This window comes from Aliivibrio logei (assembly GCF_001691055.1).
GTDB classification, from domain to species: domain Bacteria; phylum Pseudomonadota; class Gammaproteobacteria; order Enterobacterales; family Vibrionaceae; genus Aliivibrio; species Aliivibrio salmonicida.
In genome coordinates this window covers 268,637-294,309 of the sequence record NZ_MAJU01000015.1, presented here as the reverse complement: position 1 = coordinate 294,309, position 25,673 = coordinate 268,637, and the positions used below count along the sequence as shown (strand labels likewise).

General features: G+C 34.8%; 16 protein-coding genes and 1 riboswitch. Of the genes, 6 read left to right on the top strand and 10 right to left on the bottom strand.

Translation table 11 applies throughout. From position 1 onward, the window contains the following. A partial coding sequence (locus A6E04_RS15420; protein WP_139078840.1) for an Ig-like domain-containing protein occupies positions 1-7,615 on the top strand: 7,615 nt, incomplete at its 5' end. A 56-nt stretch (positions 7,616-7,671) separates the two neighbouring features. Then, positions 7,672-9,597 carry an ATP-binding cassette domain-containing protein gene (locus tag A6E04_RS15415; protein WP_023604212.1) on the top strand — a complete coding sequence of 642 codons (1,926 nt, stop codon included), beginning with the start codon at positions 7,672-7,674 and terminating at the stop codon, positions 9,595-9,597. 65 nt (positions 9,598-9,662) lie between these two features. Here A6E04_RS15415 and A6E04_RS15410 read toward each other — a convergent pair whose 3' ends face one another. From A6E04_RS15410 to A6E04_RS15395, 4 genes are all read right to left on the bottom strand, one after another. Beyond that, positions 9,663-10,499: a LysR family transcriptional regulator gene (locus A6E04_RS15410; RefSeq protein ID WP_023604213.1), complete on the bottom strand. Its 837-nt coding sequence runs from the start codon at positions 10,497-10,499 to the stop codon at positions 9,663-9,665. A gap of 607 nt (positions 10,500-11,106) precedes the next feature. After that, on the bottom strand, positions 11,107-12,744 hold the full coding sequence (locus tag A6E04_RS15405) for a methyl-accepting chemotaxis protein (RefSeq protein WP_065611770.1): 1,638 nt from the start codon (positions 12,742-12,744) through the stop codon (positions 11,107-11,109). Positions 12,745-14,292: 1,548 nt separating this feature from the next. Further along, positions 14,293-14,694: a hypothetical protein gene (locus tag A6E04_RS15400; RefSeq protein ID WP_023604215.1), complete on the bottom strand. Its 402-nt coding sequence runs from the start codon at positions 14,692-14,694 to the stop codon at positions 14,293-14,295. A 497-nt stretch (positions 14,695-15,191) separates the two neighbouring features. Continuing rightward, a complete protein-coding gene (locus A6E04_RS15395) occupies positions 15,192-15,749 on the bottom strand; it encodes a TMEM165/GDT1 family protein (protein WP_023604216.1) in 558 nt (185 codons plus the stop codon). A gap of 93 nt (positions 15,750-15,842) precedes the next feature. Continuing rightward, positions 15,843-15,972: riboswitch (yybP-ykoY riboswitch) on the bottom strand. Between the two features lie 160 nt (positions 15,973-16,132). Between A6E04_RS15395 and A6E04_RS15390 the strand changes: the two genes are divergently transcribed. Continuing rightward, positions 16,133-17,041: a LysR family transcriptional regulator gene (locus A6E04_RS15390; protein ID WP_065611769.1), complete on the top strand. Its 909-nt coding sequence runs from the start codon at positions 16,133-16,135 to the stop codon at positions 17,039-17,041. A gap of 87 nt (positions 17,042-17,128) precedes the next feature. Then, the gene (locus tag A6E04_RS15385) at positions 17,129-17,893 is read left to right on the top strand and encodes a class I SAM-dependent methyltransferase (protein WP_065611768.1); all 765 of its coding nucleotides are present in this window, start codon (positions 17,129-17,131) and stop codon (positions 17,891-17,893) included. Between the two features lie 43 nt (positions 17,894-17,936). Here the strand turns inward: A6E04_RS15385 and A6E04_RS15380 are convergent, their stop codons facing one another. Together A6E04_RS15380 and A6E04_RS15375 are read right to left on the bottom strand one after the other, a co-directional pair. Beyond that, the gene (locus A6E04_RS15380) at positions 17,937-18,842 is read right to left on the bottom strand and encodes a YjjW family glycine radical enzyme activase (protein WP_065611767.1); all 906 of its coding nucleotides are present in this window, start codon (positions 18,840-18,842) and stop codon (positions 17,937-17,939) included. A gap of 8 nt (positions 18,843-18,850) precedes the next feature. Beyond that, positions 18,851-20,377, bottom strand: coding sequence for a YjjI family glycine radical enzyme (locus A6E04_RS15375; protein ID WP_065611766.1), 1,527 nt, complete (start codon positions 20,375-20,377; stop codon positions 18,851-18,853). 286 nt (positions 20,378-20,663) lie between these two features. On the opposite strand from A6E04_RS15375, the gene A6E04_RS15370 reads away from it, so the two are divergent. Then, complete coding sequence (locus tag A6E04_RS15370) at positions 20,664-21,050, top strand: thiol-disulfide oxidoreductase DCC family protein (protein WP_065611765.1); 387 nt, start codon at positions 20,664-20,666, stop codon at positions 21,048-21,050. 75 nt (positions 21,051-21,125) lie between these two features. On the opposite strand, the gene A6E04_RS15365 is transcribed toward A6E04_RS15370, so the two are convergent. After that, positions 21,126-21,890, bottom strand: coding sequence for an AraC family transcriptional regulator (locus tag A6E04_RS15365; protein WP_023604222.1), 765 nt, complete (start codon positions 21,888-21,890; stop codon positions 21,126-21,128). A 98-nt stretch (positions 21,891-21,988) separates the two neighbouring features. On the opposite strand from A6E04_RS15365, the gene A6E04_RS15360 reads away from it, so the two are divergent. Continuing rightward, positions 21,989-23,110 (top strand): multidrug effflux MFS transporter, encoded by a 1,122-nt coding sequence (locus A6E04_RS15360; RefSeq protein ID WP_017023375.1) that lies wholly within the window; start codon positions 21,989-21,991, stop codon positions 23,108-23,110. Positions 23,111-23,170: 60 nt separating this feature from the next. On the opposite strand, the gene A6E04_RS15355 is transcribed toward A6E04_RS15360, so the two are convergent. The 3 genes from A6E04_RS15355 to A6E04_RS15345 all read right to left on the bottom strand — a co-directional run bounded on the left by A6E04_RS15355 (position 23,171) and on the right by A6E04_RS15345 (position 25,591). Further along, positions 23,171-23,746, bottom strand: a complete 576-nt coding sequence (locus A6E04_RS15355) for a hypothetical protein (protein ID WP_023604223.1) — start codon at positions 23,744-23,746, stop codon at positions 23,171-23,173. A gap of 178 nt (positions 23,747-23,924) precedes the next feature. After that, positions 23,925-24,959: a c-type cytochrome gene (locus A6E04_RS15350; RefSeq protein WP_017023373.1), complete on the bottom strand. Its 1,035-nt coding sequence runs from the start codon at positions 24,957-24,959 to the stop codon at positions 23,925-23,927. An 11-nt stretch (positions 24,960-24,970) separates the two neighbouring features. Further along, positions 24,971-25,591 carry a c-type cytochrome gene (locus A6E04_RS15345; RefSeq protein ID WP_017023372.1) on the bottom strand — a complete coding sequence of 207 codons (621 nt, stop codon included), beginning with the start codon at positions 25,589-25,591 and terminating at the stop codon, positions 24,971-24,973. Positions 25,592-25,673 lie beyond the last annotated feature (82 nt).

The window sequence follows — 25,673 nt, the reverse complement described above, 5'->3', positions numbered from 1 at the left end:
TAATACGATCTCTGTAACGGCTGACTTTGGGTCTCAAACAGGAAGTGCTGATGATGTAGTTTATTCAAGTAATAATACACCATCTTTTAACGGTACAGGCACTAATGGTGATAAGGTTCAATTAGTTCTAACTGGCCCTGAAAATTACTCAAGAGTATTTGAAGCAATCGTTGGTGCTGATGGTCTATGGGGCTTGACTATTAATCCTGTGTTACCTTTAGATGGAACATACTCTTGGACAATGACAGCAACAGATGCTGCTGGTAACACGACTCCAGAGAATAGTGGCCAGTTTACGTTGGATACAGAAGCCCCGTTACTGACAAGTGCGTCTCTGGATTCGAACTCAGACAGTGGTTTTTCATCGAATGATGGTATTACTCAAGATAAAACTCCGACATTCAGTATTGTTGGTGAGGTTGGCGCTAAAGTCATTGTGAAACTATGGAGTGGCATATCTGCGACGGGTGTGCCTCATTGGACATCATCAGAAGTAACAATTCCTGAATCAGGTATATTGTCTATTACAAACTCTGATGCATTAAATGATGGTCAATTTGTTTGGATTGCAATTTTAACTGATATTGCTGGCAACGTAACTAATTCAGAGCAACAGTTATTAATTGTGGACACAATTGCACCAACATTTGATTCATTTAAGTTAGCATCAGATACCGGAGTAGATATAACCGATAACATTACTAAAGATAATACTCCATTATTTACAGGTATTGCAGAATCAGGAAGTCGTATATCTCTGGATATAAAAAATATATCTGGTGTCAGTCAATCTATTATGCCGTCATTTATTGAAGTCGGTGGCGATGGTAATTGGAGTTATCAATTAACAAATATATTAGTTGATGGTCAATATACGATTAAATCGATTGTTACTGATGCTGCTGGTAACCAGACGGAAAGTGCAAATATAACGATTACTATTGACACTGTTGCTCCTTTACTAAGTGATGTAATGCTAGCTGATGGTAACGATTCAGGATTAAACCATTCAGATGGAATTACAAATATTACGACTCCGGTTTTTTCAGGTGTCTCTGAAGTTGGTGCTACTGTTACACTTGTTATTAAAAAAGGGGATGAAGTTCTTCAAACACTAAACTCAGTCGTCACTGATTCTAATGGTTTATGGCTAATATCTAATGTTACTGAATTAGAAGATGGTGCCTATAATTGGGTTGCGACTGCTACTGATGTCGCAGGTAATATATCTGAAGAAATAACAGGTAGCATTACTATAGATACTTCTATAGATATATTTACAGTATCTTTAGCATCTGAAGATGATACTGGTAGTGTAAATGATGATGCAATTACTAATAAATCAGATGTTTCATTATCAGGTAGCGCAGAAGCCAATTCTAAAATTACGTTGAAATCATTAACGTTTAACAGTGAAATGATTGATATCACAGCTGCTACTGTAGCTACAGTAATAAATGGTTTATGGGAAATATCACTTCCTCGTCTAGTTAATGGGGATGGTATTTATAATTACGTTGTCGAAATTGAAGACATTGCGGGTAACAAAAGAACGCTTAATGGGTCAATCACACTTGATACATCTCAACCTATTTTGTCTGCTGTTTTAGATGACGCATCAGATTCTGGGGATTCTAGCGATGGGATTACTAATAATGTTAGACCCACTTTTTCTGGTAATGTTAACGAAGCATCTAGTATAGAGTTAAAACTCTATCAAGGAGACCGTTTAGTTGTATCTTATGGACCAATTACTACTTCAGATCATTGGTCTATTAATGTAACTGATAATCTTAATGATGGGACATATACTTGGAAGGTTGAAGCGACAGATGTTGCCGGTAATATCTCGATTATTACAAATGAGATAGTGATTGATACGATGCCTCCAACATTGACGGCCAGTCTTGATTCTGCTAGTGATTCCGGTGAATCCTCATCTGATGGGATAACGAAAGAGCAGACTTTAAACTTTAAAGGAGCAGTTGGAGGCGAAGGGTCCTCTTTAGTTATGGTTCGGTTTGAATTTGGTTTGAGAGGTGAGATTCAAGCTCGTTCAGAAAAAACAGTTACCAGTGGTAATAATTATGATTTTACGGTCAATGCATCTGTAGATGGTACTTATACTTGGAAAGTTATTGCGGTAGATGTTGCGGGAAATGAAATTGAAAAATTGGGAACTGTTATTGTTGATACACAGTTACAAGACTTTTCTGCTAATACTGGTTTAGATTCATCTTCAGATGTTGGTGAATCAGATCTTGATGGTATTTCTTCTGATACCACGCCAAGTTTTGTGGGTAAAACTGAACCTAATGCTAAAGTATCATTAACGGTAACTTTAGTTGGTGATGTTATTGCTTTAGTTGAAGTACATGCGAATGATGATGGTGATTTTTTCATTACGATCCCAAGCGGGAGTGCATTGACTGTTGATGGCACTTATTTGTGGACGTTACAGGCAGAAGATTTAGCTGGTAACACTAAATCTAAGAGTGGTTCTTATACATTAGATACCACCGCTCCAGATGTTTCATTTGTTTTGGATAATGATTCGGGTAATGCTAGCGATGATTGGATAACTAAAAATAATCAATTATCAATATCTGGTTCAACAAATGATGCTGCTCAAATAAAAGTGATTTTAATTTCGGGTTCAACTATTTTAAATGAACAAAATATTACACCTATTGCTGGTGCATGGGATTACTCTTTTACCACGGTTTTGGATGATGGTCGTTATACTGTAAAAATTGAATCGACGGATATTGCAGGTAATAGTTTCTCAGCAAATAAAGTACTAATTATTGATACGACAGTTATCAATCAATTTAGGTTAGAATCTGATTCTGGATCGCTAGATAATGATCAAGTAACTAATGTAGAAAATTTAGTCTTTACGGGGCTAACAGACCGTGATGCGACTCTTAATTTTACAGTGAAGAGCCTTGATGGCACTACTTTATATAATTATGTTCCGACAGTAAATGCAGATACTGGTCAGTGGAGTTTTGAACAACCTGATATTTTAGCTGAAGGACAATATATTATAGTAGTGACTGCAACAGATATTGCAGGTAATAAAAATATTAGTGCAGATTATAACATTACTATTGACAGAACTCCTCCAATATTGTTAGAGATTACACTGAACTCTGATGATGATACCGGTGTTATTGGTGATTGGATTACGGAAACTCAAAGAGTATCAATTACTGGCCAAACATCTATTGGATCAACAGTTAAGGTTTTCATTGCTGGTATAGAAAAACCAATTAATGCAGGTGTAGGTGCATCAGGCCAATTTACGGTAGCACTTCCACCATTAGAGTATGGTGTTCACACATTAACTATTATATCAACAGATATTGCTGGTAATTCAATCGAAAAAGAACAACGTTTAACGGTGAGCCCTGATATTTTACCTTTTGTTCCTGGATTAGAGGTTAATAGTGATAGCGGAGAAAAAGGGGATAATGTAACTAACATTACGACACCTACAATTACGGGTAGTGGTACGCCAGGATATACGGTTAAAGCAACGTTGGGGGATGTCACATATACTGCTTTAGTTAATGAAGCGGGTGTTTGGTCATTCCAGATCCCAGTGATTTTAGTGGATGGTAGTCATAGTATTGGATTTGTCTTAGTTGATAATGCGGGTAATGAGATAGATCAAGACCCTTATGTTTTTACGGTTGATACAAATGTTGAAACAACATTTAACTTAGATTCTGATTCTGATTCTGGTCAAAAAGGTGATTTTATTACTAATGCCCAGAATATTAATTTAACAGGTTCAACTGAAATAGGGGTAACCATTGTCATTAAGGATAAACTGACAGATAGCATAGTTGCAGATTTCATCACAATATCATCATCTTGGAGATATGCATTTTCTGGTTTAGCTGAAGGAGAGCATGTTTTTGTTGTGGAACTGCGAGATAAAGCAGGGAATGAAAGCTCTCAAGAAGTAACTATTACTATTGATAGAACGCCACCAGCATTAACTGCCATGGTAGGAGATGATACGGATATTGGATCTATTGTTTCAAAAAGTAAAAATCAAACATTTAGTGGTACAGTGAATGAAGGTACGATATCGTTAATATTAGCAATTAATGGCAGTAATCATGATGTGACTATTAATGATGATGGATCTTGGTCATTAGAATTAACATTAAACGAAGGGTTTAATAATTTCACGATTACAGCAGAAGATGTTGCCGGTAACTCTGCGATCAAGCAAGGTATCATTAATATTAAGACTGAGATTCGTTTTACTATGGAAGTAGAAAATGATAATGGTCAATTTGATACAGATAAAATATTAAGTGGTTCTAAGATTGTTCTAGGGGGGAATGGTGGTGCTGGAGATAATGTTCGACTCACTTTGACTAATTCTCAAGGTGTAGAAACAAATATCACGTTAACTGTGCCATCATCTGGTATTTGGCAGCATGAATTTACTGACTTGAGCGATGGCAGTTATACGGTTTCAGCAGTTGTTAGTGATGATGCTGGTAATACATTAAATCGTGAATTGAACAGTATTGTTGTTGATAACCAAAACCAGTCCTTTTCAGGATTACTCGTGGATGAAAATGGATTGACCGATGATAATATTGTTTCAACGTCAAAACCAACGTTTAAAGGCATTGGTGAGATTGGAGCTGAAGTTACCATTGTCATCGCAGGGATTAGTTATAGTACACAAGTCAGTTCATCTGGAACCTGGCAATTCCAGTTATCAGTAGATTTATCGGATGGACCTCATTCTGTTCTTATGTATTCTATTGACCGGGCAGGTAATAAAAGTCCAGAAGTGACTGTTGAGTTTAATATTGATAGTACTGCTCCAGAGTTTACTTATGCTATAGATGGCGTGACGAATAATGGAAATAACCAATACTTGAATGCTTCTAATGAAAGTTTGGTATTTAGAGGAACCGCATCTGAAGCTGGTCGATTAACTATTCATATTAATAATACGGAATTTACTCAAGTTTTAGGCAGTAACGGGGACTGGACTATTGATGTAGGGACGATTGTTGAGCGAGCTCATCCTTATACAATTTCATTTGAAGATATTGCAGGTAATAAAGTAACTAAAACAGGATCGATAATTGTGGATCGCACAATTAAAGTTTTTGTTGATTTGGATTTTGGGTCAGATACACATGCACCTCAGCAAGGACAAACGGGAGATAACATAACTAGTCGTAAAGACTTAACATTTACATTCCAGAGGTTCCCGGCAGAAACTGATCATGATGTAACTGCAAGTGTAATAATTACGGGGCCTGATAGTTTCACTCAAGAGTTTAATGATATTGATGTTTCTAGAACTTGGCGCTTACCTGTTACGCTTGTAGCAGATGGTGCTTATGTCTTTAATTGGTCGTTTGTTGATAGCGCGGGTAATACGGCAAGTAGTCGATTTAGTGTCACGGTTGATTCACATATAGATAATATTATGGCAGAGGATTTTTCTATTGATGGGATGTCATTAAAAACTGGGGAATCGTTATCTATAAATAAAGAACTTGTTTCATTAAACTTTAATCCTACGACTTCTCGTGAATATACAGAGGTAAGAGTTCAAGTTAACAATGGGCAAGCATTTAATGCAGTATGGACAGGTTCTGGTTATGTTGTATTTGGTATGCCATTAAATGATGGGATAAATAATATTACAATTACGGCTTGGGACCGTGCTGGCAATTTTACTACTATTAATCAAACGGTAGTTGTTAAGACTGAGTTTGATGTATTGGAATTATCAATAAATGGGACACTTCAGAATAATCTAGATAATATTTCGGATATTTATAGTAATTCGGATACTCGCACAATAACTTTAAGTGGTGATACAGATCTTGGTTCTTCTTTTGTTATCCTTGTTGATGGACGTAAAGTTCATGAAGGAACCGTGAATGACCGCGGAGAGTGGGTACATCAATTAGTGTTATCTGAAGGGAATAATAAGGTAGTTATTAATTTTACAGATATAGCTGGAAATAAAAAGTCACTTTCATTTAATGGTATTATTGATACTGTTGATCCTATTATTACAATAGATAGTATTGTAGGAGAAGGCTATCAAGTTATCGATGGTGATAAAACGATTCGAGGTGATTCTGTTACATTACAAGGAAGAATAGATGCAGGCTCATTGATTACCAGTATAACTCTTAATGGTGTACCAATAATACTTGCAGATGATTACCTTTCTGCTGGGCGTTGGAATATAGATATTCTGAATTTGGTTGAAGGTAATAATGCGATTATTATTACAACAGAAGATACAGCAGGCAACATAACGAGTGAGAACTTGGCTATTAATCGTGATTCAATGGTTAGTGATTTCACAGTTGTTCCATCTGATAATGAACCGTTTGTTTCTGATATTCCAACGTTAAATGGCACTGTGGAACAGGGCTCATCGGTGACTGTTGAGTTATTAGCTAGTGATAAATCAGCTGTTTATACAAGTAATGTATCAGTTAATGCTGAGGGTAATTGGGGTGTATCTGTTCCTACGCTAGAGTTAATTGATGGTCAATATATCTGGAAAGTAACTGCACAAGATCTAGCGGGTAATGAACTTGTTAGAGAAATATCTTTTATATTAGATACTCGAGCGCCAAATGCCCCAAGTATTGCGTTAGATACAGACAGTGGCACGGTAGGAAATGATTTGATCACCAATGATGGGGCGTTTACCGTTACCCCAAGTGAAGTTGGTAATCGTATTGAATACCTAGTTGATGGCAGTTGGGTAACAACACAACCAGTGGCAGTAGAAGGAATTAACGCCATCATTGCTCGTGAAGTGGATGCAGCAGGCAATGCTTCTGGAGAAGCTCGATTTAACTTCACATTAGATACAATTGTTAGTAAGTTAGATGCAACACTCGTTGATGTAAATTTAGATGATGTCGTGAATAGTCAACCTGAGTTTACCGGTTCTGTAGAACCAGGCTCTGCAGTTAATATCGAACTTACGAAAGCGGGCACTGAAGATACATTTACATTTCCTGCTACCGTTGAGAAAGATGGCAGTTGGTCAGTGAGTTCAACTAATTTAGCTGATGGGGTTTATAGTTGGAAAGTAACCGCAATTGACACTGCTGGAAACCATAAGGAATTTGCTAGTTCTGAAAACTTTACATTGAATACAGTACCTGTTGTAAGAAGCTTTTCTGCTCTATCTGAAGACACAGAAGCAACACCAGACACAGAGTTAAAAATACTTGAAACGAAAGTATTCAGTGGTGAAAGTGAGCCTAATAGTGAGATAAAACTAACTGTAGGAGGTAAAGAACAAAAAACTTTATCTGATGAAGATGGTGATTGGGTAATTAAAGCTGAATTTAATCAAGCAGGAACTTACCAATATCAAATTGAATATACTGATAAAGCAGGAGTACAGCAAACTAATAGTGGAAGCGAAACTATTGGTAGAATTAATATTGACACTAACTCCCCAGCAGGAGAAAATAGTAATGCGAGTATAGAACATTTGCCAAGTAGTGAATATGTACAATCATTTCAACCAAATCACACCATCATTGATAGTTTTGATCTTGTTGATAATCATGAAACTTTTTAATATATAAATATAAAGGCCAATACACTATTGGCCTTTCTTACTTTGTTGGTATTTAAATGATAAATTCTTTTCTTAGCCTTGCTCATGAATTAGGCATAAATTATTCCTCATCATTGATTAAAAAATTAAATCATGCAACTGGGGAAGAAATTGTAATTAAACAAATGGAGAAGGAATTAGATAACAATCTGTTTTATTATAAATTCATTTCAGGTCAAATATCTAAAAGTACAATAATAAACACTCCTTTTGTTATTAGTATCGATGGATCTTATGTTTTAATAAAATATATAAATGGACTTTATTATGATAATAAAGGTCAGGTCTCTTTAGATAGTTATATTAGCTGTAGATACTTTGAACTTAGAGAAGTGGTAAAAAAGAAAAATGCAAAAGATCTAGTATCTGAAGTTGTAAATTTTACACCGATATGGTCGATGTTATTATTAATATTAACGCCATTTGCACTAATTACACCTATTTATACGAATATATTTAATACAAGATTGATCTACTCTAGTTCCATTACTACATTACTAATTGTTAGTCTGTTTTTCTTTTCTGCTTATGTAGTCGAATTTTTTGCAAAAAAAGCAATAAAAAATAAATGTTTTATTGCGAATGGAGTGTCCGCATTAACTTTTGAACGGTATATTTTGAAATTTACATCTCATTATAAAGGATTTTCTGCGGTACATAGTATAAAAACAGTAGAACAGTATAGGAAAATGGTATGGGATTTCATTCCTTATATTGCATCTGATATTCTTTCTTTTGTAATATTTTTTATTACTCTTAGTATATTCATTTCCTGGCTTAGTGTTTATTTTTTGATTTTTTATGCCTTTGTTTTTTTTATTTTCTTTTTATATAGGTCTAGACTATATAAATATTTAGTAGAATTAGAGAGTGCGTCAAATGATGTATTAAAATTAAGGGTTTCAAATATTAGTCATAGAGAAAACATTCCATTCATTAATAAATATAATGTATTTAAAAAATATTTAAACATATACAATGTATCTCAGCATTATGAAGATAAAATCGCATCATTTAATTTCTTCTGGGATGAGTTGACAAAAATGGTTTCTTTTTTAGCTCTTTTTGTATTGTTTATAATTAGTTTTGTTGGAATATCTCAATCTGAATTGAATCCTGCATATATGATCGTGTTATTTATAATAAGTTCTCGACTTTCAGGCTTAATGGCTCAAATTGTAACAAGGCTTTCATATTTAAAGGCAAGTTTTTTACATTTAAATCAATCAATGGAGAGCCTTTTTTCTGATGAGGTTCTAGAATCTAATATTGATAATGTAGGGGTAAACATCGATTCGTTAAGCAAGATAAAAATAGTAAATTTAATATTAAAACAAGATCAAAAAAATCTACTTACTAATGTAAATATGAAGTTGCATAAAGGTATATTATATGGAATTAAAGGTCCTGTTGGTAGTGGTAAATCTACATTACTTAAAGCTATTGTTGGTATAAATAATAACTATAAAGGAAAAATTGAATATGATGGCATTGATATAAATATTATAGATAATAACTTTTTTGAAACAAAAGTAAGTTATTTAACCTCTGAAACTAATTTTTTCTCGGGCTCTTTATATGAAAATTTCTTATTTAGAAATTGTGTTTCTAGCAAAGTGGTTAATAAAATCTTAAAAGAATGTTTTGGTGAGCGAGTATTTGATTACCAATCTCTGTATGTCGATGATATAGAAAATATATCGATGTCAACAGGACAAAGGCGTAAATTGTTATTTATGATGTCTTTATTAGATAAATCACTGTTGTATATCTTTGATGAGGTATTAATTAATATGTCTAAGGTCGATATATTAAAATCCATTGTGTTATTAAAAGAATATGTGCCAAATTCTATTATTATAATGGTCAGCCATAATGATTCAATATTGTCTGCGTGTGATGTGGTCTATGAAGTAAATAATAATACATTAATTAGTGAATAATCTGAACTTTATATTAATAAATAGTGGGTTTGTTTCCATATTGACCCACTATTATTAATAGCAAATTATTTTATTAATAATTCTTTTATTAACATGATGGCTTTAATTGAAATGCTATTTTTTCTATAATTTAAATAAATAGTTCTATTCCACTGTTCTACATTATGTACCTGATGAAGCTTCCCTAATTTTATTAAGTTCTCGACCATATTCAACGGTAAGTAAGCGCTCCCTCCTTTTTCTAAAATGAAATCTAAAGCAATACGACTTGTTGATGTTCTAAGATATGGTTCTGGAACATTGGGGTGACGCTCTGTGTATTCAGAAGTAAAACGACTTCCCCAATCTACGTATACATATTTTGTACTGAAAATGTCATCAATTATTTTTTTTTGTGTTGAAACAAGAATTAAGGTTATATCAACTATTTTTTCACTGTGGAGATCATCTCCTTTTATACGATCGAATGAAAAAGCCATGTCTAAAGTTCGTTCAAGTAATTTTCTATTAATTTGTTCAAGACTTTGGACTTCAGCCATAAAAGCATAGTTATTAAAAGAATCGGTAACAACACTGAGAGCATTTTGCAAAAAGACATCCCAAACACTTGGTGTTCCTGCTAATTTAATTTGTAGTGTTTTTCCAGATTGTAATGATAATTCTAATTTAGCTTGTTGTGAGGTTGAAACTATAATTTCTGCATAATGCATTAATCGCTCCCCAGCAGAGGTTAATCTAATATTGTTTCTATCACGAGTAAATAATTCGACATCAAAATGATTTTCAAGTTGTTTAATTCGTGCACTAACTGCTGCTTGGGTTAGGTATAAGTTTTCTGCTGCTCGTCCAAAATGTCTAACGTCAGCAACTTCTAGGAAGGTTCGAAATATTTTAGCATCCATGTTACTTCTTCTTTTTTATAATTAGTGATGAGATCATTTATTATTAATGATCTTGTTAAGCTATTAATTCGAATATTTATTTATGATGAAAAATCACTATAAGTCTAAATATAATAGCTATATTATTATCCATCATCAAATAGACTATGCTATCCTTTCTATTAATTAAATTTGTTGTAATGTTGGATGGTTATGTATAATTTAATATAGTTATTAAATGTTTTATAAAATAAATTTCTTCGTGATTAACATCACTGATATTAATATTAATTAGTGTTATTTGGTCGTTGTAATAACTATATAATATAATGAAGGAGACTTGTTTTAGTAACGTAAGTGTGTTGATAGTTACTTCTGTTATGCAGTATAATTAAAATGAAAAATCAGGTTGTCAGTATAGCGAGCAAGAGGGTATAGATGAAAATGGTATATTTAGAACAATACTGATTGTTGAGTTATTAAGCTAGAACCACTAACTAATGGGCCTAATTTTAAAATACTACGGAGACTCATAACTAAAAACTAGTTATGAGTCGTTTTATAGTTGAATTTTTGATTCGATTGACGAATCTTTTAAAATAGTAATAACTCTTATTATGTTATATTTCTATTTTAATTTAAATTCATTAATTTCTAAAGCTAGATTTTCAATATCTTGATTCATTACATTTAGTTGTTTTTCAATACTATGAGATATATCTAAACTACCTTGAGTTACATCTCTAACACTAACTGCATTTTTATTAATCTCTTCAATCACGGAACTTTGTTCCTCACTTGCTGTTGCTATTTGATGACTCATATCAGATATGGATATTAAGTTATCGTCGACTAATTCAATGTTTGTTTTAGCAAATTCTGCTTTATTTACAGATTCTTGTATAATAATTTGACTTTGATTTATTTTATCACTAACGGATGTTGTCTTACTTTGCAGGCTAGTAATAATATTATTAATTTCAATTGTAGAACTTTGAGTTTTCTGCGCTAAAACTCTAACTTCATCTGCAACAACAGCAAAACCTCGTCCTTGTTCTCCAGCTCTAGCTGCTTCTATTGCTGCATTTAAAGCAAGTAGATTTGTTTGATCTGCTATATTGCTGATCATGTCTAGAACGGCTGAAATATTTTCACTATCAATTTTCAAATCATGAACTAAGTTATTACACTCATTAATTTCTTTAGCTGCTAACTTTATTGAATTGGATGAATCAATTACAATTGATTTGGTTTTATTACATTCAGATGATGCTATTTGAACAGAGGATGCGGAATTATTTATATTATTAGCTATTTCATTTGCAGCACATTGCATTTCATTTATAGCAGTAGCTAACATATCAATAGAATTCATTTGTTCCATCATTGCGTTTGAGTTATCATTCGAATTTATATTAATAATATTAATTCCTGAAACATTATTATCTATTGTTTCTTTTACTGATGTCATCGATACTACAATTTTTTCTCTAAACGTTTTTAATGAAAGCATGATAGATCCAATTTCATCATGTATAAATTTATGACTATCGATGAAATCGCATACATCGCCTTTAGATATATTTAATGTAATTAATTTATTTAAAGACTTGTTAATAATGTTAATTCTTTTCGTTATATCTTTAGATATAATAAAACCAGAAATAATGGACAGAGATATTAATGATAAAATAATAATAAAAGTAAATCTAATCATTTCAAATCTTTTTATCTTGACGTTTATTTTATATGAATCTAAATAAGAAATCATTGAATCTAATAAAATGTTGTCAACTTTTAATATATCATTAAATTCATTCATACTTTTTGATACCAATAATTGTCTCGTGCTCGTATCTATTTTTGTTTCAAAATCATTACTTATATAAAGATAAGAATTTAATTTTAACTCTAGATCTTTGATATTATCTTTTTGGTCGTTAATTAAATCTATTTTATACGATTTATATAATGATATGTTATTATTAATCTCGGTTATTATATTTAATCTTTCATTTTTAGTTTCGTCATCTTTAAATTTACTAGAAATTAAAACAAGATCTGAACGTCTTAACTCGACTAGAAGAAGTTTGATATCATTTATTTTTTGATTTGCTTTAAACACTTCACTAAAAATAAAATTTTCCTGCTTATTACTTTCATTATAGTTGTAGTATACTACTGAAAGTACAATTAAAAATCCGATTATATTAATTAATATAATGGTTGAGATCTTAAATTTTAAAGATATTTTTTTATAAATCATGAGTTTACCTAACTAAATATATTATATGAATATATTTATCCATATATAATTGTAAATCTTTAATTATTAGAAAAATCTAACAATAAAAAAGCAATGGACTCTACTTTATAATGATTAACTTGAGAATACATTAATGTTAATTTAAACAAACTAATCGGAATTATCTATCAAGTAGGCTAGTTATACTTGAAATTGCCATGGTCAAAATTGTGATGGATATAACTTTTCGTTGTAATATTAACTGTTAAAAAATATTCTACAGTGTCTATGTTTGAAGTAGTAAGAAGATCTTTAATTTTTTTTCTATTGTTTTTGTACATAGATATGCTTATGAGTGAATGAATGGGCATTAAATATAGTTATTGGTTATTAATCAAGGGCTAAATGTTACATTTGCTCACACTTTTTACAGATTGATACAGAATATTTGTAATCAAACAATGACTTACGTCAATTTATCTTTTGTAGTTGAATTTTTCATCGTATCGATAAAATAAATTTATCGTCATTTGTTTTTTTTCTATTTTTGATTTTAAATGCAGAATAAAATGCATTTTTATTAGTAATAAATTAGTATTATTTGAATTTTAATTCAATTTAAACATGGTGTTTTTTATGTATAAATGGTTTGTTTGAAATATAAACTATAAATATAAAAATAGTATTATTTCGTATAAAATATCAGTTTATCTCTAAATATTACGATCTAATTTAGACTGGCCAAATGTAAATGAAGATATTTTGACCATATAATCATTTGCTGCATATTGTTCATCTTTAGAAATTTAACCATAAAGTATTATAACAAAATGATAGTTTAGTACAGATCTAATCTAGAAAGAGTAGAGTAAATTCGTTGGTAGCATCAATCAGTACTCTTTTTTGAATCAGCTATTGTAGTTCAATATATGGATCTAATTTTTTATCTCCATAAGAAGTGAATTTGTTATGATAAGGATTTTTAAGATTACGACAGTCGAGAAGATAAAAAGCAGATTAGTGTGTACGTTGTGATTTAAACCGATGTAAAGTCAATGAACCTAACTTAATGATGTTCTTGATATAAAAATAGAATGTTTATTGAAGTTAGTACTTCCTTAATTGGAACATTTAAAATTTATCTATGTAGGAATCTGATAAGAGATACCACTTTAAAGTGGTATCTCTAATGGAAAAGTATTTTGGTTAATCACATTATATCTTTGAGGGATGAAATCACCTCCATAAGTAGAAGGAAGGCGATGAAGATTACTGAAGTATGCTCTTAAGAGACATGAACAAATGCATGTATTAATAGTTAGACTTTAAATTGAAACAAATATTAAGTAGTAATAACACCATACTATTATTTATTATATTTATCTATTTGATTATATTGCTTTTTTACATAGAATGTCTCACTGTTTTTTAATTTTGTGTTCCATGTAGATAGAGTTTCTAATGAAATATATCCATAACGATTATGAGACTTTATTAAATTATATAAAGTACGTTGACTTATTCTTTCTATCATATCATTCAGTTTTCATACTTAAATCATAACCAATATTAATTAACTTGACCTTTTGTGTTGCAAATATATAAATCATTTGTGGGTTCTGCTGATGGGCATTCATCACAAGAGGTTAGTAAAGTTAGTATGCACAGTTTTTTACTATATTCTATAGCTATTCTCATTGTTGTGTATTCAATGCCGTTAAACATACCACATGAAAAAGTTGGTTCTTGTGTTCTTTTAAATTGACCATCAACAAAATCAAAAAATGAGATACTGGATTCTTCTAATGGTGTTTTTACTAAGTTAATTGATTCTGAAAGACTTTTTGCATTATTAATCATTAGTTTACAAATTTTATTACTAAATAAAATGGAATCTTCATCGATAGGACGAATACAGGCTGCTCCCTTAAAATTATCAACAAATAATTCAATAAGATTATTGTTATACATATTACCTACTAGTTACTTAAATGCACATTTTTTTACTTTAACCATATTTTTCTGTTTCATCAATTACTATTTTAAGTCATTTCAATAAATATTATTAATCTTTAGGTCATGAATTAGTTAATAATCGTAATGATTTTATAATGAATTATTTGTATAATTTAACGCAATATATAAATAAACAATTGATATTTTTATTATTTAATGAAATTATTGTATTTTGTACGTAATAGTGTATGTGACTTGATATATTAAGTTAGATTGTTTAAGAAAAAAACTGAACTTTTATATGGCTAAACTACCATTAAATGTGGGTTTATCTTGTAGATATATTGTTTATAAATATAAATGGTTCGCTCAGTTATTAATACTAATCAGAATAGAGTTTCACTGATTTTGACATATAAAGAAGCGGTTAATATACAAATATTAACTTAGCCTATCAGAAAATAATGTATGTAAAATAAAACCCTAAGCGAATTACTTCGGGTTTTTACTGTTTAAATACCGAAGAAAGTGCCTACGGCTAACCCTAAGAAAATCACTGCCGTTACGCGGTGAATCAAGGTTAATGGCAACTTATCAGCAGAAAATTTACCAATTAGAACAACGGGCACATTCGCCAATAACATACCTATTGTCGTACCCAGAATAACCCAACTAAGGGCATCGGCATTTTGAGCACCTAAAATGGAAGTGGCTATTTGAGTTTTGTCCCCAATTTCAGCAATGAAAAAGGCAATGAAACTGGCAACAAAAGGACCTCGGTTTGAGATTTTTTCGTCATCATCCAACTTATCTGGTATCAAGACCCAACCGGCCATTATGACAAAGCTGATAATTAGAGCCCACTTTAAGGTTTCAGGTGTTAGGTAATCGGCAACGACAACCCCTAAATAGGCGGCTAAGGTGTGGTTTAACAGAGTCGCAAAAAAGATCGCAGCAATAATAGGGATTGGTTTTCGGTATCTACTGGCAAGCAGTAAAGAGAGGAGTTGGGTTTTATCACCGATTTCCGCTAAGGCGACGGTGGTTATTGATATGGCTAGTACACTCACGACATTACTCATTTGGGCGGGATTATTATTATAAGTCCATAGAAAAACCTCACGCCCACCCAATGGTTCGTGATGTTAATCTAAGGTCTTGCCGAACAAGCTGCTCATGCTTGTCTCGTATACCATGATGATTTTGCATCAATTATGTTGATATACGAACTTTCTGCTTATTTTGCCTAAGCAATTAAAACAAGAAAGCGGGCTACTCCCCAAAGAGTAAGGGCGTGATAATAGGGGAATCGTCTTCTAGATTCAAGTCAGGGTATTGTTAGAAAGTGTAAATTATGCAGTTTGTGCATGTCATCGTGGCATTTTTTTCGCATCTATTTCTATAGGTTCGTATTATAATCCGTTCCATTCAATCACCTTATGTAACTGGCGCTATGGATCTTATTCAACTCTCTCGTATTAATTTTAAGCAACTGACGGCTCTGCATGTAATGCTGTCTACCCACAGTGTTACTCAAAGCGCTGAAATTTTATGCATGAGTCCATCGAGTGTCAGTAAAACGTTATCGCAATTACGATCATTACTTGGTGATGAGCTTTTTTATCGCGATGGTACGCAACTTATCCCAACGGCTTTTGCGTTAAAAGTGGGGCCGACAGTTCACCTTATTTTAAACAATATGAATGGATTGTTGAATCAGTCATCTTTTGAACCAAAGGCATTTACGGGGAAGTTTTCATTGTCTATGCGTGAGAGTACGCTTGAAATTTTTGCGCCGATTATCAGTGATATTTTATCCAATCAAGCGCCTCATGCTCACATTGATATTCACTCTAAAGAACAACTTGGTTTCGATGCGCTCTTGAGTGGGCAAGTGGATGCCATTATTCTACCGCATGATAAAAGTCAGCCACCGACGAATGAAAAGCAGTTAGTGTGGGAAACCGTGATTGACGATGAAATGGTGTGCTTAATGAAATCAAATCATCCATTAGCGACAAAACCCCTTACGGTTGAGAATTACTTAACGTATAAGCACATTGGTATTTTTGATAAAGAATTAAATCAGCCTTATTTTGAGCAGTTGCTAACGCAGCAACATCAACCGAGAAACATGGCAATGTCAGTGGCTGATTTTGGCAGTGCGGCGGCGATGTGCCATCATTCTGATTTTTTATTTACCTGTTCTAAAAAGTGGTTTGAAGTAGCAAAACAAGCGCAAGATTTAATTGAAAAACCACTGCCTTTTGGTTACGGACAGGTTGTTTACAGTGTGGTTTATAATAAGTTAAGTTTGAATGACCAAGCGTTGAATTGGTTATTGAATCGGATAAAGAATTAGAAGAACCAATATAAAAAGAGAAATAATGTTAACCTTTCTCTTTCATCGATATGACATGATATAGACTCTATTTACCAAGGTGTTCACATGGATTTACAACAAGAAAATAGTATTGCAGAACACTCATTAGAGCGTATTTATCCAAAGCAGCTCAATCGAGATGAAAAAAGTCATCAAGAGGTATTGGATATTCATTTAGAACGTTATCAATTTGCCTCGGAACAATTACACGGAACCGACATTCTAGACATCGCGTGTGGTTGTGGTTACGGAACGGCATTAATGGCAGAAGCGCATCCAGACAAACAATTTGTTGGTGTAGATGTTGATCCTAAAGCCGTTGAATACGCAAAAATACATTATCAAGCAGATAACCTTCGCTATGAGTGCGGTAATGGTATGAGTTTCACTCTGAAAAAAATGGATGATTCAGCACATACATTCGATACCATTATTAGTTTAGAAACCATTGAGCACGTTCCTGAACCTCAAAAAATGGTGACGCATCTATTGACACAATTAAGCGATAAAGGGGTGATGATCGCGTCTGTACCTACAACGCCAACGGTTGATGGTAATCCACATCATCTGCATGATTTTACGGTTGCTTCTTTTTATCGTTTGTTTTCTGCCTCTGATTATCAAGCAGGTGAAACGTTTGAGCAGATCCAGTATTGGGAATTTAAAGGGCTTTTTTCTAAAAAAGAGTCGAAAGAAAATCGCTCTCAAGGTGTCGGTCGAAACATCATTAAACATTACGTTAAAAAGCCAAGTGCGTTGTTTTTTAGAGTGCAGTCGATATTAACCAAAGGGTTAAATAATCGATACTTAACCGCGGTGTTTTCTAAGTAACTGTATTTAAATAAAATGTGGATCTCTAGTGAGATCCGTAATTTTAAGTATAAACCGAAGGGGTGATAACGCTTCGCCCTAATTGTTTTACTAAACTCGCCTCAAATTCATTCATTTGTGTTTCACTGCACTTATCCCATGTTAGCGCTTCACCAACCACACCATGATGCTGAAATGCATTCAGTCGAATTTGAATGTATTCTGGTAATGTTTTTAAGTACGCACTAATCGCGTCTATTTCGGTGAGTAAATCGGTTTTATTGGGGATATACAACAAGCGAACTTCATGCAATTTATTATGTTGTTGTAAAAAATTGATGGAGTGTAATACACGGTGATTTTCTCTGCCGACCAACCATAAATGCGTGTCGTTCTGCCATGCTTTTAAATCAATCATTGTGCCATCAAGATAAGGCAATACTTTTGTCCAACCTTGCTCTGATAAGCTGCCATTACTGTCGATAAAACAGGTTAAGTGGCTTAATGATGGGGTGGTCTTAATTGCTTTAAAGTACTCAATAATAAAAGGCAACTGAAGCGTTGCTTCACCCCCAGAGATAGTTACGCCACTTAAAAAAGGAGAGTGTCTTTTTGTTAGCTCAATTAGTGTTTGAACCGAATACGTGGTGATTTTTGGATTCGATTTACTTGGGCACACATCAATGCAGTTATCACATTGGGTACACAGAGATTCATTCCAAATAACTTTTTTCTGCGAATCAAACGTTAATGCACCAGTAGGGCAAGGCTCAACACAGTCACCGCAATGATCACAGTGATTAATGGTATGAGGATTGTGACAAGTAATGCAATCGTAATTACAGCCTTGTAGAAAGATCACAAGGCGGTTGCCAGGGCCATCAACACAAGAAAAGGTCAGCACTTTGCTGACCATTCCTGTTTTATCATCGTTGATGGTATCGCTGCTTAATGGGGAAGCGTTTACCATAATATGAACTATTCTGCGTAAGTCGGTGTGATTTCTAATGCCGCTACACGTGGCTTACGATTTAATATTCCCGTGTTCTTTGCCGCTTCGGCACCTAAGAATGTGGTATTAGTGCGAGAACCTTCATCGTCAAATTTTGCAATATCAGACAACTTGATCATATAGCCAGTCACACGAACTAAATCATTCGATGCAACGTTTGCTGTAAATTCACGATAGCCAGAGTGCAGAGCCCCTTTTGCTAAATTAAACATCGCTTCTGGGTTTGATTTTACCGTTTCATCGATAGTCAAAATATCACTGATGCCTGATGTGTAATATTGATGATGCCCAGCGGTTGCTTGCACATAAGACACTGGATCTGGTTCTGTACCATAAGGAATACGAACACCAGGAGTTACATCAATATCTAAGCTAATGCCACCTTGAGCATGAAGCAATGCTTTGCCGTGGTAACCGTATTTTACGTCAGTCGCATCAACAATGTCAGAAAGCTGTTTAGAGATAGCGTGACCTAATTGGTTCGCGACGTCATCGTGGCCATATTTTGCGGTAATGCTTTCTTTCTCAAGTAAAATATTTACGGCTTCTGCCATGCCATAAATACCAAACATTGGTGCAAAACGGTCTTCATGGATTAAGCCTTCTTTCGTTAAGAAACCTTCAAAGAAGTTCGATTTCTTATGCAAGAATTCGCTGCGCGTGTCCATTAAACCAAACATAATTTGGCAGTAGTGAGGCAGAACGTTTTCAATAAAATCTGCTTTATTTTCTGCTTTATTTGCGGCTTCTTTCAAGTTCATACGCACTAACGTATTTGATCCACCAGCAAGAGGTAATGAGTTGTAGCAACTTACGATACCAAAGCCTGTATTGTGGTATGCCTTAGCATGAACAGGGTAGTTTGCGATGTGTGGTTTGCTGCATTCACAAATGTTTGATGCGGCGTGACGAAGCAAGTCATCAGGCGTAACGTCTGCGTCATACATAAAAGTTAGGTTTGGTGCGATTTGCTTTAATTCAGCATCAACACGCAAGATAGTACGACAAATAATATTGTCTGTTGGACCAATATTTACGTGCATGAAAGCATCTGGAAGCGTGCGATCTAGCATTATCCAGAAACGTTTTATTTTTTGGTAAATTTCTTCATCACTAAGGGCACCAACGTAAGGCAGAAGTACAGTATCAAGTTGGCCAAGATAAACAGGGATAGAGGTAACAGAAGGGACATGATGATACAAAATAGTGAGTAAATTTAATGCATCATCAAAATCTTCGGCAGGATTTAACTCTAGGAATTCAGAACCTTGAGCTAAAAACTTTGCGTAATCTGGCAATACATAGCGAGGTTTATAAGGGGCGTGACCTTCAAACATGTCGCATAACACGCCATCTTTTAGAGCTTGCTGAGTGTCTGAGTCAATCTCCATATAAGGTAAGCTTGCCTCTGCTTCTAATGCCAAATATTGTGATTTTTGTTTTGGAGACAGGTTGGCATCTGTGATGATGCTATAAAAGCGTGATTGACTCATGATAAAACCCTTTTAATTAGTATGGGTTTATTTTAGGTGAATAACTAATTTTCAGTTAGTGAAATTAAAGCAAAGAGTCTTTTCTTTTTTGGAAATCACGAAGAGATAAAAATAATATAGATGTGCATAATATGTAGAGAGTCACGTCGCCGGTAAATGTTCAATTAACGATCTTGCCAAAGAGATAAGGAACAAATGTGTTTTGATGATACTCTTTGTGGATATTTTGATCTAAAAAACAGTGAATAACGTAGAGTGTAGTAAGACTAAAAAATAGGGATCTATAATGCATCAGTTAACGATTTTTTATGATGGAACCTGTCCATTGTGTGCAAGAGAAATGGGAGCACTCACCAAGGAAGATAAAGAAAACAAGATTAAAACCATTGATATCTATAGTGAAGACTTTTCGGAATACCCTCAAATTGACGCCACAGCCGCGAATACTGTGTTACATGCATTAAACGCCAAAGGTGAACTGCTTTTAGGGCTCGATGTTACGTATGAGGCATGGAGATTAGTCGGTAAAGGTTGGCTTTATGCGCCTCTACGTTGGCCGGGTATTAAGACATTTGCTGATTGGTGTTATCTTCGCTTTGCTAGAAACCGTTATCGTGTCTCTTATTGGCTTACAGGGACTTCGCGTTGTAACGGAAATAGCTGCTCAAAATAATCAAAATCAGATGACAAAGCCTATCACATGAGATATTCAATCGATTATTGAATCAAACGTTCACTGCCATTTACCTCACTTAATATAATGAGTCGGGGTTTCTCCAGTGTGTTGCTTAAAGAAATGAATAAACGCACTGTCACTAGAAAATTCTAACGCGTGGGCGACAACAGAGACACTCTTTTTCTCTGATAATTGTTCAATCGCAGTGAGCAGTCGCCATTGTTGACGCCACGCTTGGTAAGGCATCCCGGTTTCTTTTATGAATAATCGGCTAATGGTTTTGCTGCTTGCCCCAATATGCTTTGCCATTTCATTCAATGGTTGAGGTAACAGTGTTCCTTGTTTTACTTTTTCTAACCACAATGCTAATCGTTTATCTTTGGGTAAAGGCAGTGTGAGTTTATTCTTTTCTGCGTGAAAAAGTTCTTCGCAACATAATGCCAATGTGTTTTTTTGCTCTTCGCTGGGTTTATCCCAATCCCAAAAGGCCATTCGTTCAATCAATTCCTTTAATAATGGTGTGACGCTAAAAATACTCAGTTCTGTTGGTAAATTATCGATAGCGAGAGGATCAAAATAAAGAGAACGATAGGCAACGACATTGGTCATGGTAGCGCAATGTTCAATCCCCGCAGGAATCCAAGCAACTTTGGTTGGCGGTAATACACAATGCAGCCCGTCGAGCGTAATACTCATGCAGCCATGTGGGGCAAACAACAATTGTGCGCGGTTGTGTATGTGCATGCCTGAATCGTGTCTGCCGACTTGGGCGGCAATACCAACAAAAGGATAAGGCATGTCATCAACATAAAAAGGAGTGTTGTCATCGATTAGCATGGCTTGTCCTTATTTTGATGTTTATTGTTCTATTGTTGATATTTGAACACAAATGAAGTCCATATACTTCTCTTATTCCAATTTTAGAAGAGAATAATATGAATAAAAAACCTCATATGGGACTGATCATCATACTGTTGATGTTCCCTCAAATTATTGAAACCATTTACAGTCCAGTATTGCCTCACTTAGTCGATTATTTTGGCGTATCAATGGCAAGCGCCAGTCAAACCTTGTCTATTTACTTTATTGCTTTTGCTGTGGGCGTTGTTTTTTGGGGGCGGGTTTCTGATGTGATTGGACGTAGAAAATCCATGCTGTGTGGTTTATTGACTTATGGCGTTGGTTGTTTGTTAGCCATCATGGCAACTGATTTTGATATGGTATTAATTGCACGTGTTATTTCAGCGTTTGGAGCGGCAGTAGGATCTGTTATTGGACAAACGATATTACGTGATAGTTATGAAGGCAAAGAGTTAGGAAAAGTGTTTTCATTAGCAATCGTTGCTGTATCGATCAGTCCCGTTGTTGGTTTACTGTTAGGCGGATTTCTTTCTGAATATTTTGGGCACTTAGTGGTGTTTAGTTTACTGCTTTTCATGGCTTTTATATTACTGACTGTATCGGCCTTTTCTTTACCTGAAACTAAACCTGCTCACATTCAAACCGTCAGTTTTATGAGTATTTTTAAGGCAATGCTTAAAGATGGGGATATTTGGAAAAGTGCGATTTTGGTTGCTTGCTTTAACGTCATGATGTTTAGCTATTATTCTTTAGCGCCATTTATGTTTAGTCAGTTTGGCTTAAGTTCGATTGAATTTGGTTACAGTGGAGTGATATTGGCGAGCGCGTCCGTTATAGGAAGCTCGATGAATAAACACTTGTTAGCAAAAGAATGGGGTTCCCAGCGATTGATTCAGATTGCGGTGTTACTCAGTTTTATGGGGGCCGTTCAGGTATATTTTTATCAAGATAGTCTTTGGTTTTTAGTCGGAATGGCTATGGTTGTGGTGGGGTTTGGTATGGCAAGCCCTAATATATTTAGTACAGCATTAGTTAATTATAAACACCAAGTAGGCACGGCAGGCGCGGTATTAGGGTTGTTGTATTACAGTTTAATTGGTGGGGGATTAGGGCTTGCTGGTGTGATTGGAAATTTAGGGTTAGTACTAATAGCAATGTCGTTATTGGCTGGAACTATGTTGTTATCTAGGGAATAAATGGATTATGAATAAAAAGAGAGGTGATAATAGCCTCTCTTTTTTATTGCTTTGGTTATTTTATTTTGCCAGTTCGTAGTTTTCTTTCATTTCTTCTGGTGCGATGCCATATTCATAATCGGCAAGGTAACCGTCTTTGTAGACTGTCATTCCTTTATCGTCCCAGCTCACTTTAATGGTCGCAGTTTTACCATCGTCACTGCCCATCAGTGTTAACATTTCGTCATCTATTTTGATGGCTTTAATGCTTTTGATTCGTTTAAACGATGCGAACTCTGTTGAGATAGGAAGATCGCCATAAGTGCCTTTCCATACGTCTTGAGGTACTAACCATTCGTTATAGATATCATCGACAACCGCGGTTGGCATTCTAGCGACAACAACCTCTTTGATCATCGTATTGCTTGTTTCTAGGTGATAACCGCCTTTGCCATCAGACACATAAGTAGGGAACTGTTTGCCTAGTTCAGAGGTTTTTGGTAATCGGCCCAAGGTTGGTGAGCTTTTTACAAACAGCTGAGCAGATTCGAATTTTGTCATGATCTCTGGGATCTTCTGAAATTCAACAGGAGCAGAAAAAGCAGAAAAAGAAGCAAAGAGAGCAGAAATAACTAATGTGTTAACGCTGAATTTCATTATGGACTCAATTATCAATAAGGTTGACGTTTTGCGGCAATATAGCGTATTCGGTGTCAATTAACAGAGATCCTGTTAACAAAATCACAATAAAAAGCCCTTTATTACCGAGGCAATAAGGGCTTTGTTTATTTAGCCAATAGACGTTGCTATTTATAATGTTAATTAGGCATTTTTATTAAAATGAATGTTCGCCTAATACTTTTCCGTTTACGGTTTTACCGTAGTAGCCTTGGTGGTTATGGTATTTCTCTTGGTTTGCTTTTAAGTCACCTGTAAAGCGAGGATCTTGAGGGCGTTCATGACTGTTCATGAAGGCAGCAACATCCCATGCTTCTTGTTTAGTGATCTGAATACTTTTTCCAAGTGGCATGTTTTCATAAATAAAGAAAGCGGCGGTATTAACACGGTGCATGCCTGCTCCCCAGTTAAATGAGTCTTTGCCCCATAGTGGTGGGAAAGATTGCACGCCGTGATCTCTAATGCCTTCGCCATTGGCACCATGACAGCTTGCACACGTAGTGTTGTAAACGATCTCGCCACGCTCAATAGAAGGGGCTTGCTCCGGTTTATCTAGTTTTGGGAAACTACGACCAGCTAATTTCCCTCGTTTTCCTGCGGGTAAATCTTTCATCATCTCAGTAGGTAAGATGAACGTTTCATCATTACCACCAAGTTGAACTGCGGTATCGGATAACTCAGGAATAGGGGTATCTTGCATTCCATATTTGTCTAATAACCCCCCCATGGCTAACCAGTAGGAATACGCACTTAATGCGACTAATTCAGGTGAGTCTGTTGGCGGAGCGGTACCGTTCATGGAATAAGTGAAACACCCTTGAATACGTTCTGCGTAGGTGTTTACTTTGTCATTTTTCGAGCGATAAGCAGGGTAGGCCATGAATGCCCCCCAAAGTGGCGCTGAATCGGCTTTCATCCCGGCTTGCATATGGCAGTTTACGCAATTCTGTTGGTTATTAACGTATTTGCCTTGCAAGGTTTGCGTGTTTACAAATAGAGAATAACCTTGTTTAACTTTGTCACCAAAAGGGGTGTTCGGGATCGTACTGAAATCACGTGGAACTAAGTGATCAGACTTTTCTGTTTTTGGATGGGCCGGTAATTCTGCTTGTTTGTCTGGTAAATCAGTATTTGCTAAAACGTTATTTGATAATAACGTTGCGGCAGCCAGAGTGATTAGGTATTTTTTCATTGTCATCATCCTTATTTCACGTTGGCAAAGTATTGAGATAATTGCGAGATCTCAGTATCTGTGAGTTGTCGTGCGATACTGCCCATCACGTCATTGTGATCACCTGAGCGGGTTTTGTTTTTCCATGCTTTTAATTGTTCTTCAAGATAATCAGGATGTTGATTTGCTAAGCGAGGAAAATCTTGTACCCCAATGCCACTGGCACCGTGACAAGTAGAGCAGGCTGGAATATTACGATCCCAATCACCTTGGTAAACGAGCTTACGAGCAGGGTCTTCGATAATGGCATGGTCGCCGCGGTGTTCTGGATTTTTAATTTCAGGAGCAGATAAAGAAGCGAAGTAATTAATGGCTTCGGCTTTCTTTTTTGGATCAGAAATGAGGCCAGCCATTGGTGTCATCAGAGGGTCGCTACGCTCGCCTGCAATGAATAAATCGATTTGACGAGTAAGGTATTCCGCGTTTTTCCCTGCAATCATAGGGGCCATGTTAGGTAAGCCCATGCCGGTGGGCATATGGCAACTGGTACATACGGTTGCTGCGGGTGGAATTGGTGCTGCAAAGGCTGAGCTGATGGATAGAAGCAAAACCCCTAACCCCATGCTGCCTTGAACTATTCTGGTTAATGACATATTCGCTCCACAAAAATTACTTTATTTTTTTAGGGATATTTTCTTTTTATTATCAATATTATTTATAGTCTTGGGTATTGTG